This is a genomic window from Massilia sp. TWR1-2-2 (assembly GCF_049897565.1).
In the GTDB taxonomy this organism is placed as follows: domain Bacteria; phylum Pseudomonadota; class Gammaproteobacteria; order Burkholderiales; family Burkholderiaceae_D; genus JAFCUW01.
In genome coordinates, this window is sequence record NZ_JAFCWM010000008.1 from 85,117 (window position 1) to 102,915 (window position 17,799).

The window sequence follows — 17,799 nt, forward strand, 5'->3', positions numbered from 1 at the left end:
GCGCGGCGTTAGAATTCGGCGATGATGCGGCCCTGGTAGGCGTGCACGATGCAGTCGAACTGCTGCCCGCCGATGGTCACTTCGCAGGCCAGCGGCATGGTTTCGCCGGCGGCGAGGTCGGCGCCGGCTTCGTGGATCAGTTCGACGGCGGCAAGCGGCAGGTTCAGCGCCGCCAGCTCGGCGCCAAGCGCCGGCCGCGCGCCGACCAGGTCGGCGCAGTTGGCGCTCCACGCCATCAGCAGGCGCTGCGGGCTGAACGCCAACAGCGCGCCGTTCGGCTGGATCGAGCCGGGGAGGTGGATCGGTTCGGCGGCGCAGTTGGCCAGCGTCAGGCCGGGCGCCAGGTCGTCACTGTTCATGGGCGGCGTCCATCAGCGCGAGCAGGCTGTCGAATGCATCGCAGGCACCGGCGCAGGCGTCGGCGACGGCGCATGGGGTGCTGACGTCGGCGCGCAACTCGGCCAGGAACTGCTGCCAGCGCGCGCCAACGACGGCGCCGTCGGCGCCGAGATAGGTCAATGGATGGGGCGCGAGCACGCCGCGCAGGCGCTTGAACAGCACCGCGCCGCCCAGTTGCGAGCCTTCGACGACGTAGCACACGCCCCAGCGGTAGGCGGGACTGGCGCCATCGGTCCAGCTTGGCGGCTCGAACAGCGGCAACGGCGCCTGGGCCGGCATGGCCGGATCGGCCAGGTCGGCGGCGATGATGGCCGCGCGCGGGCGCGGCGCCAGGCGTGCCGGATCTTGCGGACCGTCGTGGTAAGCGGCCAGCCAGGCTTCGATCGGCGCCAGCCATGCGTGCAGCAGCGCCAGGTGCGCGCCGTAATCGGCCAGCGATGGCGCCGCGGCCGCCAGCGGCATGGCGCGGTCGAGAATATCGTGGCGGTCGGCCGTGGCGCGGCGAAGCGCGACCAGCACATCGTGTTCGACTACGTCTGACACCTTTTCCAACCCCACCTCGCTGTTCGACAACGGTTGGGATGGAAGGTTTCCACCAGCCGACCGCGCGTCAGGGCGAAATCGTATCACGCGAACCGATGATGCGGGCGCGATGAGGCTCGAATGGTCGAAACAGAAGCGGGCGGGCGCACAGATGGCCCGTCCAGGTTTGCCGCTAGCCCGTGGTGCAGCCACAAGGCGGCTTCGGCACCGGTGGTGGCGGCGGCGGCGAGTCATTGTCGCCACCGCAACCGGTGAGCGCGCCGGCCAGCGTTGCTGCCGCGGCAAGCATCGATACACGTGCCGAGATTTTTGCAAGTCAACTTAACATGATCCACTCCTTGTTTTGAACGGGAACTTAAGAACAGTATGGTCACCGGCATGCCTGCTTGATTGCGACAGTGGCGGTCGAGTTCGCCAACCATTTGTGCCGAATCACGGATATGCCAAATCGGCATGCCGCGCGAAATTGAATGAAGTGGCAGCAAGAACGACGCGGCCAAAAAAAGCTGGCGTTGTAGTCGTGGCGGGGTTAGCGCGGCAGGACCGACGAGCCCATCAGGAATTCGTCGACCGCGCGGGCGCACTGGCGGCCTTCGCGGATCGCCCACACCACCAGCGACTGGCCACGGCGCATGTCGCCGGCGGCGAATACCTTCGGCGCCGACGTCGCGTAGCTGTTCTCGCCATCGGTGCTGGCGCGCGCATTGCCGCGGGCGTCTTTTTCGACGCCGAAGGCATCGAGCACCTGTTGCACCGGCGACACGAAGCCCATCGCCAGCAACACCAGGTCAGCCTTCATTTCGAATTCGGAGTCCGGCACCTCGACCATCTTGCCGTCCTTCCATTCGACGCGGCAGGCGATCAGCTTCTCGACCTTGCCGCCCTTGCCTTCGAAGCGCTTGGTCGCCACCGCCCAGTCGCGCTCGCAACCTTCCTCGTGCGACGACGAAGTGCGCAGCTTGGTTGGCCAGTACGGCCACACCAGCGGCTTGTTTTCCGTTTCGGGCGGCTGCGGCATCAGTTCGAACTGGGCCACCGAAGCGGCGCCATGGCGGTTCGATGTGCCGACGCAGTCGGAGCCGGTGTCGCCGCCGCCGATGACGACGACATTCTTGCCGCCCGCCTTGATCTGGTCCTTGAGCTTGTCGCCGGCGTTGACCTTGTTTTGCAGCGGCAGGAAATCCATGGCGAAATGCACGCCCTTGAGCTCGCGGCCAGGCACCGGCAGGTCGCGCGGCTGCTCGGCGCCGCCGGCGATGATGACGGCGTCGAACTCTTTTTCGAGGTCTTCGGGGAAGATCGTTTCCTTGGCCCAGTTGTTGACCGACGCCGGGAAGTCTTTGCCGACCAGTACGCTGGCGCGGAAGGTCACGCCTTCGGCCTGCATCTGTTCGATGCGGCGGTCGATGTGCGACTTTTCCATCTTGAAGTCGGGGATGCCATAGCGCAGCAGGCCGCCGAGGCGGTCGCTCTTTTCAAATACCGTCACGGCGTGGCCGACACGCGCCAGCTGCTGCGCCGCGGCCAGGCCGGCGGGGCCGGAGCCGACCACCGCGACCTTCTTGCCGGTGAGCGCTTCAGGCGGCTGCGGCACCACCCAGCCGTGCTCCCAGCCGGTGTCGATGATCTTGTGCTCGATCGACTTGATGCCGACCGGATCGTCGTTGATGCCGAGCGTGCAGGCCGACTCGCACGGCGCCGGGCACACCCGGCCGGTGAACTCGGGGAAGTTGTTGGTCGAGTGCAGGTTGTCGAGCGCGGCGCGGTACTGGTGGTGATAGACCAGGTCGTTCCAGTCGGGAATGACGTTGTTGACCGGGCAGCCGGTGTGGCAGAACGGAATGCCGCAATCCATGCAGCGCGCGGCCTGGTGCTTGGCCTGGCCGTCGGTCAGGTGCAGCACGAACTCCTGGTAATTCTTCAGGCGCGCGACGGGGGCGAGGTACTCCTCTTCCTCGCGCTGGAATTCCATGAAACCGGTGATTTTACCCACGATAAATCCTTTAAATATGTCTTGTCTTGGCTTGCGCTACGACCCGGCGAGCTCAGCACGGATTCCCGCCTGCGCGGGAATGATGTTATGCGGCGATTTTCTCGGCCGCTTCTTCCATGCTGCTGTTGTGCATCTCTTCCAGCGCGCGCTTGTAGTCGGTCGGGAATACCTTGACGAACTTGGCGCGGCCTTCGGCCCAGTTGTCGAGCAGGTAGCGCGCCCGCGTGCTGCCGGTGTGCTTGAAGTGGCGCTCGATCAGGCGCTTCAGGATCGCTTCGTCGGACTCGCGCTCGCTGTCGCGGCTCTGGCTGTGCCAACCGGAAACGTCGCCCTGGTCGTTGGCGCTGTGCACCCGCTCGAGGTTGACCATGGTGGTGTTGCAGCGCTTCTCGAAATCGCCGGCCGGATCGTAGACATACGCCACGCCGCCGGACATGCCGGCGGCGAAGTTGCGCCCGGTGGCGCCGAGCACGACGACAGTGCCGCCAGTCATGTATTCGCAGCCGTGGTCGCCGCAGCCTTCGACCACCGTCGTCGCGCCCGAGTTGCGCACGGCAAAGCGTTCACCGGCCACGCCGTTAAAGAATGCTTCGCCGGAAATTGCGCCGTACAGCACGGTGTTGCCGACGATGATGTTGTCCACTGCCCAGCCGCGGAATTCGGTGTTCGGCCGCACGATGATGCGTCCGCCCGACAAGCCCTTGCCGACGTAGTCGTTGCCTTCGCCGACCAGGTCGAGCGTGATGCCGGCGGCCAGGAACGCCGCCGCCGACTGCCCCGCGGTGCCCTGCAGCTGGATGTGGATGGTGTCGTCCGGCAAGCCGGCGTGGCCGTAGCGCTTGGCCACTTCGCCCGACAGCATGGTGCCGACCGTGCGGTTGACGTTGCGCACCGGCGAAATGAACGAGACGCGCTCGCCCTTTTCCAGCGCCGCGCGCGCCTGCGCGATCAGCTTGTGGTCGAGCGCTTTCTCCAGGCCGTGTTCCTGCTGCTCGGTATGGTAGTTGGCCATGCCCGGCAGCGCTTTCGGCTGGTAGAAGATGGCGGCGAAGTCGAGCCCCTGCGCTTTCCAGTGCGTGATCGCCTTCGACTTGTCGAGCAGGTCGGCGCGGCCGATCAGCGCGTCGTAGGTGCGGATGCCAAGCTGCGCCATCAACTGGCGCGCTTCTTCGGCGACGAAGAAGAAATAGTTGACCACGTGCTCAGGCTTGCCGGAAAACTTGGCGCGAAGCACCGGGTCCTGGGTGGCGACGCCGACCGGGCAGGTGTTCAGGTGGCACTTGCGCATCATGATGCAGCCTTCGACCACCAGCGGCGCGGTCGCAAAACCGATCTCGTCGGCGCCGAGCATGGCGGCGATGACGACGTCGCGGCCGGTCTTCATCTGGCCGTCGGCCTGCACGCGGATGCGGCTGCGCAAGCCGTTAAGCACCAGGGTCTGCTGCGTTTCGGCCAGGCCCAGCTCCCACGGCGTGCCGGCGTGCTTGACCGACGACAGCGGCGAGGCGCCGGTGCCGCCGTCATGGCCGGCGACGACGACGTGGTCGGCCTTGGCTTTGGTAACGCCGGCGGCGACCGTGCCGATGCCCACTTCCGACACCAGCTTGACCGAGATCGAGGCGCGCGGGTTGGCGTTTTTCAGGTCGTGGATCAGCTGCGCCAGGTCTTCGATCGAGTAGATGTCGTGGTGCGGCGGCGGCGAAATCAGGCCCACGCCCGGCACCGAGAAGCGCAGGCTGGCGATGTAGTCGGACACCTTGTGGCCCGGCAGCTGGCCGCCTTCGCCGGGCTTGGCGCCCTGCGCCATCTTGATCTGGATCTGGTCGGCCGAGTTCAGGTATTCGGCGGTGACGCCAAAGCGGCCCGACGCCACCTGCTTGATGCGCGAACGCAGCGAGTCGCCGTCCTGCAACGGGATGTCGACGACGACATTGCCGGCGCCGATGACCGACGACATCGTCTGCCCCTGCTTGATCGGGATGCCCTTCAGTTCCTGCGTGTAGCGGGCCGGATCTTCGCCGCCTTCGCCGGTATTGCTCTTGCCGCCGATGCGGTTCATGGCAATGGCCAGCGTGGCGTGCGCCTCGGTCGAAATCGAGCCGAGCGACATGGCGCCGGTGGCGAAGCGCTTGACGATTTCCTTGGCCGGCTCGACTTCGTCGATCGAAATCGCGCGGGTCGGGTCGAGCTTGAACTCGAACAGGCCGCGCAAGGTCAGGTGGCGGCGGCTCTGGTCGTTGATCAGCTGCGCATACTCTTTATAAGTCGAGAAATTGTTGGCGCGCGTGGCGTGCTGCAGCTTGGCAATCGCGTCCGGCGTCCACATGTGTTCTTCGCCGCGCACGCGGTAGGCGTATTCGCCGCCGGCATCGAGCTTGTCGGCCAGCACCGGATCTTCGCCGAACGCCAGCGAGTGCAGGCGCAGCGCTTCCTCGGCCACTTCGAACACGCCGATGCCTTCGACGCTCGACGACGTGCCCTTGAAATACTTGTCGACCAGCGACTTGTTCAGGCCGATGACTTCGAAGATCTGCGCGCCGCAATACGACATGTAGGTCGAGATGCCCATCTTCGACATCACCTTCATCAGGCCCTTGCCGATTGCCTTGGTGTAGTTGTACACCGCCGTCTCGGCCGTGTTGTCGCCGGCCAGGTCGTACGCCAGTTCGGCCAGCGTTTCCATCGCCAGGTACGGGTGGACCGCTTCGGCGCCGTAGCCGGCCAGCAAAGCGAAGTGGTGCGTTTCGCGCGCCGAACCGGTTTCCACCACCAGGCCGGTGGAGGCGCGCAGGCCGCGGCCGACCAGGTGCTGGTGGATGGTCGAGGTGGCCAGCAGCGCTGGAATGGCGACCTGCTCGGCGGATACGTTACGGTCCGACACGATCAGGATGTTGTGGCCCGACTTGACGGCGTCGACCGCCTCGGCGCACAGCGACGCCAGCGACGCTTCGATGCCTTCCTTGCCCCACGAAACCGGGTAGCAGATGTTCAGCTCGTACGACTTGAACTTGCCGCCGGTATGCACGCTGATGCTGCGCAGGCGCGCCATGTCGTTAAAGCCGAGCACCGGCTGCGACACTTCAAGGCGCATCGGCGGGTTGACGTTGTTGGTGTCGAGCAGGTTCGGCTTGGGGCCGATGAACGACACCAGCGACATCACCATCGCCTCGCGGATCGGGTCGATCGGCGGGTTGGTGACCTGGGCGAACAGTTGCTTGAAGTAGTTGTACAGCGGTTTGAGCTTGTTCGACATCACCGCCAGCGGCGAGTCGTTGCCCATCGAGCCGGTCGCCTCTTCGCCCAGCAGCGCCATCGGCATCATCAAAAACTTCAGGTCTTCCTGGGTGTAGCCGAACGCCTGCTGGCGATCGAGCAGGCTGGCGGCGGTTTTCTCGCCTTGCGCCGGCGTATCCTTGGCGCGGTTGTGCGCCAGCTGGCTTTCCGACAGCTTGATATCGCCCAGCTTGATGCGCACCGAGTTGATCCACGCCTTGTACGGCTTGGCGTTGGCGTAGGTGTCTTTCAGTTCCTTGTCGTCGATGATGCGGCCCGCTTCCAGGTCGATCAGGAACATCTTGCCCGGCTGAAGGCGCCACTTCTGGATGATCTTCGATTCCGGGATCGGCAGCACGCCCGATTCGGACGCCATCACCACCAGGTCGTCGTCGGTGACGATGTAGCGGGCAGGGCGCAAGCCATTGCGGTCGAGCGTGCCGCCGATGTGGCGCCCGTCGGTGAACGCCATCGCGGCCGGGCCGTCCCACGGCTCCATCATCGCGGCGTGGTATTCGTAGAAAGCGCGGCGGTTGTCGTCCATCATGCCGTGGTTTTCCCATGCTTCCGGGATCATCATCATCATCGCCTGGGCGATCGGGTAGCCGGCCATGATCAGCAGCTCGAGCGCGTTGTCGAAGCAGGCGGTGTCGGACTGGCCTTCATAGATCAGCGGGAACAGCTTGTGCAGGTCGTCGCCCAGCACGGCCGACTTCATCACGCCTTCGCGGGCGCGCATCCAGTTGAAGTTGCCCTTGACGGTGTTGATCTCGCCGTTGTGGGCGATCAGGCGGTACGGGTGGGCCAACGGCCACTCCGGGAACGTGTTGGTCGAGAAACGCTGGTGCACCAGCGCCAGCGCCGAGATGCAGCGCGGATCCTGCAGGTCCTTGTAATAGACACCGACCTGGTCGGCCAGCAGCAGGCCCTTGTAGACGATCGTGCGGGCCGACATCGACGGCACGAAGAACTCTTTGCCGTGCAGCAGCTTGAGGGCCTGGATCGCGTGGCCGGACGACTTGCGGATCACATACAGTTTGCGCTCGAGCGCGTCGGTGACCATGATGTCCGGGCCGCGGCCGATGAAGATCTGGCGGATCACCGGTTCCTTGGCACGCACGGTCGGCGACATTGGCATGGCCTCGTCGATCGGCACGTTGCGCCAGCCGAGCACGACCTGGCCTTCGATGCGGGCGGCGCGTTCGATTTCCTGTTCGCAGGCGATGCGCGACGCGTTTTCCTTTGGCAGGAACACCATGCCGACGCCGTATTCGCCAGGCGGCGGCAATTCGACGCCTTGCTTGGCCATCTCGTCGCGGTAGTACTGGTCGGGAATCTGGATCAGGATGCCGGCGCCATCGCCCATCAGCTTGTCGGCGCCGACAGCGCCCCGGTGATCGAGGTTCTTCAGGATCAGCAGACCCTGTTCGATGATGGAGTGGCTTTTGTTGCCCTTGATATGGGCGATGAAACCGACGCCACAGGCATCGTGTTCATTCGAGGGATCGTACAAACCTTGGGCAATCATGCGCGTTCTCCACAGCTTTTTCGGGGTGAAGGACGAGAATAGTGCAATGCAGCAGAAACCGTCAACCGAAACAATTAGGGTCGGAGTCGAATTAAAGCGGCTGGCGTTCATGCAACAATCAAATGGGGACACGGTGAGCGACGACTTCGGTAGCTCAGCAGGGATTCCCGCCATCGCGGGAAGGACGGTCTTGAGGTAATCGATGGAACGACGGCTGCCTCAGCCAATACCCTCAAAACGTTTGTTCGCGCAGGCGGGAACCTCTACCGACCATCTTTGAGCAGGGACGAAGGTCAGGATTCCGCGGCTTTGATTTTGAACGGCCGCCCGCGCTTGGCCGGCAACACTTGCCGCTTGGCCTTGTGCTGCAACTCCGCCTTGAACGCATCGGACCCCAGCGGCCAGCCCTTGAGCACCGCCGCTGCGATCACCTGCAGCTGCGCCGCCGTCAGCGCCCGCTCCGCCAGTTCCTTGTACGCCGCCTCGCGCTGGAACGGCGTGTTGCCGAGCGCCCAATACAGCGCGTGGTCGGTAATGACCGGATCCGGCCGCACGCCGGAGTGATGCTCGTAGCTCGAGCAGGCATCGCCGACACCCTGCGCGCGGAACTCTATATATAAGCTGCACTGCATCAAAAAGTGCGCGGCGTCGATCACCGATGTCTTGAAGCGTCCCTGGAACAGGCTGCCGGAGCGACCGTACTTGGCATTAAACCAGGGCACGTAAAAGCGGCCGACCCGCTGCATCGCCTGGGCCAGGCCGTCGGCGTCGGCGGGCGTGGCCAGCAGCTGCCACTGGTCCGGCGTCAACACATAGGCGTGGATGGCGACCTTGTATTCCTTCGCGCTTTGCTTCAGCCAGCCGAGGAAGCGCTGGTAATCGTCCGGCTCGCGGAAGATAAGCTGGCGGTCATTGCCTTGCTGGATGACGTGGTGAGGCTGGTGCGCGACGACGAGTCGGGGAAGGCGGGCCATGGCGGTCGGGAATCGATGGAATCAGGCGATTCTACCGGAACTGATCTGACCATGTCCCTATTTATCATTAATTGTTTGATTAGCCACGACCACTCTGCCCCTGTCAGCAGTAATACCGTCATTCCTGCCATTGGCAGAGCAGCCGGCAGACGGCGGTCTCAGGATAGCGTGAAGCCGGCTGACAGGCTGTAGCCCTCGCCGTAGGCGCTGCGCAGCGGCAGGTCCTGGCCGAGGCCGCTGCGCGCTTTCTTGCGCAGGCGGTACACCAGCATGTCGACGCGGCGGCTGGCGTCGGGGTCGTCGCCCCCGATGCCGGCAACGATGACCTGGCGCGGCACCGGCCGGGTGTTGATCGTCATCAGGTGCAGGAAGTTGCACTCTTTCTCGGTGAGGTCGATCACCGACCCCATCAGTTCGAGTTGGCGAGCACTCACTCGCAGCGTCCACTTGCTCGGCATTGCCACCGGCTCTTGCGGGCGCACGCGGCGGTCGAGCGCCTCGATGTGGGCGGCCAACTCAGGGAACTTGATCGGCTTGGTCAGATAGTGGTCGGCGCCGAGGCGCAGGCCGAGGATGCGGTTGTCGAAGGCGACGCGGCCGGTCAGCACCAGCAGCCCGATTTCGGGATACAGCTGGCGCATGCGGGGAATCACGTTGAAGCCGTCCTCGTCGGGCAGGCCGAGGTCAAGCACCACCACCGCCGCCGGCGTCTTCGTCAGCGCGGCCCACATTTCCGCCGCGGTAGTAGCGATCGTTACTTCATGGTCCAGCTCAACGAGGAACTCGGCCATGTCACCGGCGTATTCGCCGTTGTCTTCAACGATCAGTATCTGCGTCATGCGTTGGCCATTCTATTCTCTTATAAACCACGGACATTTTTAGGGTCCAATGCCAACCGGTAATTGTTACTGGAATTATCACTGCTGCGCTCGCCGGATGCAACATCTTTCCCCAGAACATCACGCACAGGTAGCCAAATACGGAAAATCGCCCCCTCCTTATCCACGCTGCATAACGACAAGGTGCCGCCGTGCACTTCGATAACCGATTTCGCCATGTACAGGCCGAGTCCGGAACCTGGCCGCGCGCCGGCATTGCAGCCGCGATACGCCCTGGCGAAGATGTGCTCGGCTTCTTCGGGCGGCACGCCATCGCCGTGGTCGCGCACCAGCAATTCGATGCCGCCGTCGTGGCGGCGGCCGGACAGTTCGATCGGGCGCGCTGGCGGACCGTATTGCAGCGCATTGTCCATCAGCACCTTGAGCGCCAGCCGCACGCCTTGCGGCTCGCAGCGCAGCAGCGCCGGCAGGTCGCCTGGCGCGACCGTCACCGCGCGCCCGGCCGCGCGCGCCAGTTGCGCGCCTTCATCGAGCAGCTGGCGCGGATCGATGCGGTCGGCCGGGCGGCGCACGTCGCAGGCTTCAATGCGGTCCGGCGACAGGTACTCGTCGAGCATGCCGATGAGCCGCTCGACCGCTTTCGAAATGCGGCGGTAGCGCTCGCGGGTCGGCGCGTCGGCATTGACACCGGTAACTTCGAGGCGCTGGATGGCGCCGTCGATGGTCGACAGCGGCGTGCGAAATTCGTGGTTGAGCATGCTGGCGAAGCGGCGCTGGCCGGCCTCGTGCTCGCGCCGCGCGCCGAGGTCGCGCACAATGCCCACCAGCGACGCCGGCTGGCCCGCCGCGTCCATCAGCACGCTGGAAATGATTTCGACCGGCACGCTGCGCCCGTCGCGGTGCGGCTGGTCGACCTGGCGCACCAGGCGCAGCCGCGACAGGTCGCCGCCGGCCAGCCGCGCCAGGCGCTGCGGCAGGCCGGCGCACAGCGCGGCGAGCGGGCCGTCGGCGCCGCCGTCGGCCAGGCAGCGGTGAAAGTCGTCGTAGCCATAGCCGAGCAATTGCTCGATGGACGCACTGATGTAGGTTGGCAACCCGGTCGCACAATCGACAACCCAGGCAACGTCGCCGCCGATTTCAGCGATGACTCGAAACTGTTCGGCGGTGGTGCTCGGGGTCATCGGTCTCTCTGTATTCTCTTATTCTTCGAGCGGAGCGAAAATTTGCTGCAGGTCTTCCTGCGTGAGCACCAGTTTTTGCGACTCGCCGTCGGCCAGGATCGATTGCGCCAGGTCCGATTTCTTTTGCTGCAGCAGCTGGATCTTTTCCTCCAGAGTGCCCTTGGCGATGAGCTTGTAGACAAACACCGGCTTGTCCTGGCCGATGCGCCAGGCGCGGTCGGTCGCCTGGTTCTCGGCGGCCGGATTCCACCACGGATCGTAGTGGATGACGGTGTCGGCCGCGGTCAGGTTCAGGCCGACGCCGCCGGCCTTCAGGCTGATCAGGAAAATCGGCACCGCGCCCTGCTGGAACGCGGCCACCTGGGCGGCGCGGTCCTTGGTGTCGCCGGTCAACAGCGCATACGGGATGCGGCGCGCGTCGAGCTCTTCCTGAATGAGCGCGAGCATGCTGGTGAACTGCGAGAACACGAGGATCTTGCGGCCCTCGTCGAGCAGGTCGTCGACCATCTGCATCAGGTCGATCAGCTTGGCCGAGCCCGATTCCTTCTTGCGCGACGGCAGCGCCTTGACCAGCCGCGGATCGCAGCACACCTGGCGCAGCTTCAGCAGCGCCTCGAGGATGACGATCTGGCTGCGCGCCACGCCTTTCTTGTCGATCTCGTCGCGCACCTTCTTGTCCATCGCCAGGCGCACCGTTTCGTACAGGTCGCGCTGGGCGCCGGACAGCTCCACCTTGCGCACCATCTCGGTCTTCGGCGGCAGTTCCTTGGCGACATTGTCCTTCGTGCGGCGCAGCAGGAACGGCTTGATGCGCCGGTTCAGCAGCGCGCGCCGCAGAGGATCGTCGTGGCGCTCGATCGGGTGGCGGAACTGGGCGTTAAAGGTTTTTTCGTCGCCCAGCAGGCCGGGCAGCAGGAAGTGGAACTGCGACCACAATTCGCCCAGGTGGTTCTCGAGCGGCGTGCCGGTCAGGCACAGGCGGTGGCGCGAGCTCAGCAGGCCCGCGCTTTGCGCCGCCTTCGAGCGGTTGTTCTTGATGTAGTGCGATTCGTCGAGGATCACCAGGTGGTAGCTGTGCTCGCGCAGCCTTTCCTCGTCGCGCGGCAGCAGCGCGTAGGTCGTCAGCACCAGGTCGCACTGGTCGATCCGGTCGAAATGCTCGAGCCGCTCCTTGCCTTGCAGCAGCAGCACGCGCAGGCTGGGGGCGAAGCGCGCGGCCTCGTCCTGCCAGTTGGTCATCAGGCTGGTCGGGGCGATCACCAGCGCCGGGCTGGTCAGGCGGCCGGCTTCCTTTTCGACCAGGATATGGGCCAGCGTCTGCACCGTCTTGCCCAGGCCCATGTCGTCGGCGAGGATGCCGGCCAGGTCGTATTCGCGCAGGAACTGCATCCACGCCAGGCCGTCGGCCTGGTAGTCGCGCAATGTGGCTCGCAGGCCGGCCGGCGCCGCCACCTTCTGCACCGCGCCGAACAAGCTGAGCTTGCGGCCGGTCTCGCGCAGCTGTTCGCCGCCGAACCAGCGCAGGGAGGTAGAGCGCGCCAGTTCTTCCAGCCGGCCGGCGTCGAGCGTCGACAGGCGCACGCGGTTCTTGATCTTGTCGCTGAAATACAACTCGCCCAAGGTGGCGAGGATCGGTTTGAGCCGGCCCCACGGCAGCGCCACGCGCAGGCCGTCGGGCAAGGTTGCCAGCATCTGGTCGGCTTCGCCGTGCGCGGCCAGCACGTCCGGGTCGAAGTCGCTCGGCGCGCTGCGGATCAGCTGCACCAGCACCGGCAGCAGCGGCACCCGTTTCTGGTTGACGACGATGCCCAGTTCCAGCTCGAACCAGGCGTTGCCGGCCTCGGCCGGCTGATCGATCTCGGCGTACCAGTCTTGCACCGCCACCACGTCGTAGCGGTAATGCCTGGAGTGTTGCACCTGCCAGCCGGCCTCAAGCAGCGTGTCGATCTCGGCGGCGGCAAAGCGCAGCCAGTGGGCCTGGCTTTCGAGTTGCAGCGCGCCGGTCAGGCCATTCAGCGGCGGCGTCGATGGCTTGCGGAAACCGAGCTCGGTCAGCGTGGCCAGCGCCGCGGCCTCGGCATCGGCGTCGCGCGCCATCACTTCGGTCACGTCGCCGACCTGGCGCACCACGCGCTGGGCCGGGTCAAACGAGACGCGCTCGCCGTCGTAATCATAGGACAGCACCGCCACGTCGTGCCAGCGCTGCAGCGTGCCGTCGGCCAGCTGGACCGAATCGAGCAGCAGGTGCGGGCGCGGCTTGACGTCGTCGCGCAGGCGCTGGGTCAGCGGTTGCGGCAGCGGCATCAGTTGCTGCAGTCCGTGCGCGAGCAGCAACTGCGACACGCGCCGCTTGTCGCTGCCGGTCAGCGCCGGCGCCTGGGCCACCAGCGCCTGCAGTTCGGCCAGCGAAATGTCGACGCCGCCTCGGTTCAGTTCCAGCGCGCCGCACGACAGGTTGTCGATGTACCACGGCGGATCGGTCGGCAGCATATAGTCGATCTGGTCGGCTGCGCTGTGGGTCGCGCCCGGCGCCGGCTCGACCTGCCAGCCGAGGCGCGCAGTGCGCCCTTCGTCGCGCCACACCAGGTTGGCCTTGCGCACGGCACCGGCCTGCAGCGGATAGACCAGGCCGCTGGACATGTCGGGCCACGAATTGGCCCACAGCAGTTTGTCTTGCTCAAGCAACATCTGCAGCAGGATCGCGCCGATCTTGCCCTTCGGCTCGGTGGCGGTGCTGCTTTGCGAGGCGCCGCTGCGCATCGCGATGAAAAAGCGCACCAGGTCTTCATCGTCGCCTTCGAGGTAGGCCGGCGGCGCCGACAGCAGCGAGAACACTTCCGACACCGGGCTGGCGGCGGCCACTTCGCCGTTCGGCCGCAGGCGCGCCTTGCACAGGCACAGGGCGACGTGGCGGCCGCCGCTGGTGGGCGCGAGCACGTAGACGAACTTGTACTGGGCGAGCTTCGGATCCTTGACTTCGACGGTCAGCTTCGGCTGCGGATGGGCCGCGGCATCGACCCGCTGCAGCCAGCTGGCCACCGGGGCGGCCAGCGCAGGCGAGGGCGCCGCCGGCTGGGCCGGAGCAGCCGCGGAAGCATCAGGAGGGGCATCGCGCATCAAATCCATTGTTCGCATTGTTCTTTGCACTCTGTATCAAAAAAGACAAGACCCGATATTATGCGTCATCCCGGGACTCTTGTTTTGTTCCATTTGTCCGTACCGCAAAAGATTACAACATGCAACAGTCGCAAGTGTCCCGTCGGCCATGTTGTACAGGCAGCCGCAAGCGTTGGTCTGACATCATCGCCTCAAACCGCCGCCGAAACAAGCCGGTCAGTTCAAGAGGGAATCGGCGGGGCCGGAGTAGGCGGGCAGACGGTGTGGCGTTTATGCCACCGCCAGCCCTCGGCGCGGCTGCGCCGATGGCGCGGCAAGCGGATCGTCGAGGCTTCAGGTCGTTGACGCACGTGAGCTGGGTGCCGCAGACCGGACAGAAGGTGCGCGGCGCACGGTGGCTGGCGCGAAAGCGCAAGAGGTGCCCTGCAGCAACTCGGCATTGTCCGACGCCACGGTGAACCTGGCGACGCACGGCGCGCCGGTGGTGCCGCGGCACATGTCGCAGTCCCCAACCTACCAGGATGTTGAACATGAGCACACCAGCGACGAAATTTGGAAAAACAATTAAGGTCGACTTGGCGCAACAGATGGTCGAAGGGTATGTTGGCGTCGACGTGTCCTGGGCTTTGCGTGTGTCAGCGGCGATAAAGATCACCCGACGGACCGGGGCACCTTCAAGATCATGCGAAAAAACCATCGCTATCGCAGCCGCGCCGACGACGTGCAAATGGACTAGGCCATGTTTTTTCACCCTCGACGGCAAGGCGCTGCATCAGTATGACGGCATCGTGCCGTTGCGCGTTGTTCGCACCGTGCGCAACGGGATCAGCGAATGGTTTGGCTCGCATGGATGTGTCCGCCTTACGCACGCCGATGCGAAGGCGCTCTACGAATGGGCTCCTCTGGGTACGACCGTGAACGTATTTTGATGAGTCCATTGTCTACCTGCGTGGCGCCGCAGCAACGCCGACGGTGATCGCCCCAGGGGGCGAGGCGTTCAGTGTCCTGCAAGAGGAGGTGATGTCGATAACGTTCAGCACCTCAGAATATAAACTGACTGCGCAACGCGCCACGCCGGGAGCGCCATTCGCTGTGCAGAGTACTTTTGCGGATGGCCGGAATTCACCACACTGCCAGTCATCACCTGACTTGGCAGGGCAACTCGCAAGACTCACGACCTTCACTGTGAAAAGACAGAGTGCGCCCGAGCGCCTTGCAGCTGAGTTCCCGACGCCACTTGAAAACCTCGACATCCAGGATCGCATCCTGCCGGAAACGTTCAACACGCTGGCGTTTCGCGCGAGCAATGACCGGACGCGCGCTCGCGTTAGCCTATGACGGTCATGCCGTCGAAGTAAACACCCCGGCCAGCGCATTTGCCGCGTTCGACGGCGGATGCAAGGCGGTCGTTACGCCCCGCACAACACGGTAGCGGCTGTCAAGACTGGCGCGGCGGCGGCGATTGCGTATCATTCGTCGCTTGACTCACCAGCGGTCCGCTCAAGCGGATGCCCCCATGCTCCCAACTATCGAACAACGCCTCGCCCTTGAACTTGCCGCCAAACCGGTGCAGGTTGCCGCCGCCATCGCCCTGCTCGACGAAGGCGCCACCGTGCCGTTCATCGCGCGCTACCGCAAGGAAGCGACCGGCGGCCTCGACGACATCCAGCTGCGCCTGCTGGAAGAACGCCTGCGCTACCTGCGCGAACTGGAAGACCGGCGCGGCGCGATCATCGCCTCGATCACCGAACAGAACAAGATGACGCCGGCGCTGCTCGACGCCGTCACCCATGCCGAGGACAAGACCCGGCTCGAAGACCTGTACCTGCCGTACAAGCAGAAGCGCCGCACCAAGGCGCAGATCGCCATCGAGGCCGGCCTGGCGCCGCTGGCCGAGGGCCTGCTGGCCGATCCGACCGTTAATCCGGAAGAGGAAGCGGCCAAATACCTGCGCCAGGCATTCACCAGCGACGACGGCAACAACCCCGGCGTGGCGGACACCAAGGCGGCGCTCGACGGCGCGCGCCAGATCCTGATGGAGCGCTTCGCCGAAGACGCGACCTTGCTCGCGTCACTGCGCGAATACGTGCGCGAGCACGGCATCGTCGAGTCGAAGGTGGTCGCCGGCAAGCAGGACGAGGGCGAAAAATTCGCCGACTACTTCGATTATTCGGAAGCGATCGGCACGGTGCCGTCGCACCGAGCGCTGGCGCTGCTGCGCGGGCGCCGCGAAGGCATGCTCGACGTGATCCTGCGGCTCGACACCGAGGCCGAGAAGCCGAAGTGGGACGCGCCGCACAATCCCTGCGAAGGGCGCATCGCCGCGCGCTTCGGCATCAAAAACCTTGCTCGCCCGGCCGACAAGTGGCTCGCTGACACCGCCCGCTGGACCTGGCGCGTAAAAAGCTTCATGCACCTCGAAACGGAATTGATGGGCGCGTTGCGCGAAAAAGCCGAACTCGATGCGATCAACGTGTTCGCGCTGAACCTGAAGGCGCTGCTGCTGGCGGCGCCGGCCGGCCCGCGCGCCACCATGGGCCTCGACCCTGGCCTGCGCACCGGCGTCAAGGTGGCGGTGGTCGACGCCACCGGCAAGGTGGTCGACACCGCGGTGATCTATCCGCACCAGCCGAGGAACGACTGGGACGGCTCGCTGCACCTGCTCGGCCAGCTGGCGGCCAAGCACAATGTGTCGCTGATCTCGATCGGCAACGGCACCGCCTCGCGCGAGACCGACAAACTGTCGCTCGACCTGATCAAGCAGCGCCCGGAACTCAAGCTCACCAAGATCGTCGTCTCGGAAGCCGGCGCGTCGGTGTATTCGGCGTCCGAATTCGCTTCGCGCGAGCTGCCCGACATGGACGTGTCGCTGCGCGGCGCGGTGTCGATTGCGCGCCGGCTGCAGGATCCCTTGGCCGAACTGGTGAAGATCGATCCGAAGTCGATCGGCGTCGGCCAGTACCAGCACGACGTCTCGCAGTCGCAGCTGGCGCGCTCGCTCGACGCGGTTGTTGAAGACTGCGTCAACGCGGTCGGCGTCGACGTCAACACGGCGTCGGCGCCATTGCTGGCGCGCGTGTCGGGCCTGTCGTCGTCGGTTGCCCAGAGCATCGTCACCTACCGCGACATGAAAGGCGCCTTCGCCTCGCGCGCGGCGCTCAAGGCCGTGCCGCGGCTGGGCGAAAAGACGTTCGAGCAGGCGGCCGGCTTCCTGCGCGTGATGGGCAGCGACAATCCGCTCGACGCGTCGGCGGTGCACCCGGAATCGTATCCGCTGGTAGAGAAGATCCTGGCCGACATCAAGAAGGACATGAAGGCGGTGATCGGCGACGCCGCGCTGCTCAAAACGCTGAACCCGGCGCGCTACGCCGACGACAAGTTCGGCGTGCCGACCATCACCGACATCCTGAAAGAGCTGGAAAAGCCGGGGCGCGATCCGCGGCCAGAGTTCACCACCGCCACGTTCAAGGAAGGTGTCGAGGAGCTGCGCGACCTGCGGCCCGACATGATCCTCGAGGGCGTGGTGACCAACGTCGCCGCGTTCGGCGCCTTCGTCGACATCGGCGTGCACCAGGACGGCCTGGTGCACATCTCGGCGCTGTCGAACACGTTCGTCAAGGACCCGCACTCGGTGGTCAAGGCCGGCCAGGTGGTGCGCGTGAAGGTGCTGGAAGTGGATGAAAAGAGAAAGCGCATCGCGCTGACGATGCGCCTGACCGACAGCGCGCCGCAACCGGGGTCGAAGCCGGAGCAGCGCGGCGACCGCACCGACGGCAAGCGCCTGGCGCAGCACCAGACGTCGGAAAAAGCGCCGGCGCCGGTCGGCGGCAGCATGGCGGCGGCCTTTGCCAAGCTGCGCGGCTAAGGGTCAGGTCTGGTATTCGGACATTTCGCTTTTGGAAATGTTCGAATATCGGACCCCAGCGTTTAGTCTTGGACATGTCCGAATGTC

The 17,799-nt window shown here is 65.1% G+C and carries 10 protein-coding genes; 2 read left to right on the forward strand and 8 right to left on the reverse strand.

The window, feature by feature from the left end:
• Positions 1-8: 8 nt before the first annotated feature.
• From ACP7DD_RS09705 to ACP7DD_RS09740, 8 genes are all read right to left on the reverse strand, one after another.
• Entirely contained in the window at positions 9-359 is a 351-nt protein-coding gene (locus ACP7DD_RS09705; RefSeq protein WP_426174568.1) for a hypothetical protein, read from the reverse strand.
• Complete coding sequence (locus tag ACP7DD_RS09710) at positions 349-942, reverse strand: biliverdin-producing heme oxygenase (RefSeq protein ID WP_426174569.1); 594 nt, start codon at positions 940-942, stop codon at positions 349-351. The genes ACP7DD_RS09705 and ACP7DD_RS09710 overlap by 11 nt, the downstream gene beginning before the upstream one ends.
• Before the next feature lie 529 nt (positions 943-1,471).
• A complete protein-coding gene (locus tag ACP7DD_RS09715) occupies positions 1,472-2,935 on the reverse strand; it encodes a glutamate synthase subunit beta (protein ID WP_426174571.1) in 1,464 nt (487 codons plus the stop codon).
• A gap of 85 nt (positions 2,936-3,020) precedes the next feature.
• Positions 3,021-7,736, reverse strand: a complete 4,716-nt coding sequence (locus ACP7DD_RS09720; RefSeq protein ID WP_426174572.1) for a glutamate synthase-related protein — start codon at positions 7,734-7,736, stop codon at positions 3,021-3,023.
• 293 nt (positions 7,737-8,029) lie between these two features.
• Positions 8,030-8,710, reverse strand: a complete 681-nt coding sequence (locus ACP7DD_RS09725; protein ID WP_426174574.1) for a transposase — start codon at positions 8,708-8,710, stop codon at positions 8,030-8,032.
• Positions 8,711-8,868: 158 nt separating this feature from the next.
• Positions 8,869-9,549 carry a response regulator transcription factor gene (locus ACP7DD_RS09730; RefSeq protein ID WP_426174576.1) on the reverse strand — a complete coding sequence of 227 codons (681 nt, stop codon included), beginning with the start codon at positions 9,547-9,549 and terminating at the stop codon, positions 8,869-8,871.
• Between the two features lie 20 nt (positions 9,550-9,569).
• Positions 9,570-10,730, reverse strand: a complete 1,161-nt coding sequence (locus ACP7DD_RS09735; protein ID WP_426174577.1) for an ATP-binding protein — start codon at positions 10,728-10,730, stop codon at positions 9,570-9,572.
• A gap of 18 nt (positions 10,731-10,748) precedes the next feature.
• Positions 10,749-13,856, reverse strand: a complete 3,108-nt coding sequence (locus tag ACP7DD_RS09740) for a DEAD/DEAH box helicase (RefSeq protein ID WP_426174578.1) — start codon at positions 13,854-13,856, stop codon at positions 10,749-10,751.
• A 521-nt stretch (positions 13,857-14,377) separates the two neighbouring features.
• Here ACP7DD_RS09740 and ACP7DD_RS09745 point away from each other — a divergent pair.
• Both ACP7DD_RS09745 and ACP7DD_RS09750 read left to right on the forward strand, forming a co-directional pair.
• On the forward strand, positions 14,378-14,776 hold the full coding sequence (locus tag ACP7DD_RS09745) for a L,D-transpeptidase family protein (protein ID WP_426174579.1): 399 nt from the start codon (positions 14,378-14,380) through the stop codon (positions 14,774-14,776).
• Positions 14,777-15,363: 587 nt separating this feature from the next.
• Positions 15,364-17,712 (forward strand): Tex family protein, encoded by a 2,349-nt coding sequence (locus ACP7DD_RS09750; RefSeq protein ID WP_426174580.1) that lies wholly within the window; start codon positions 15,364-15,366, stop codon positions 17,710-17,712.
• Positions 17,713-17,799: the final 87 nt, after the last annotated feature.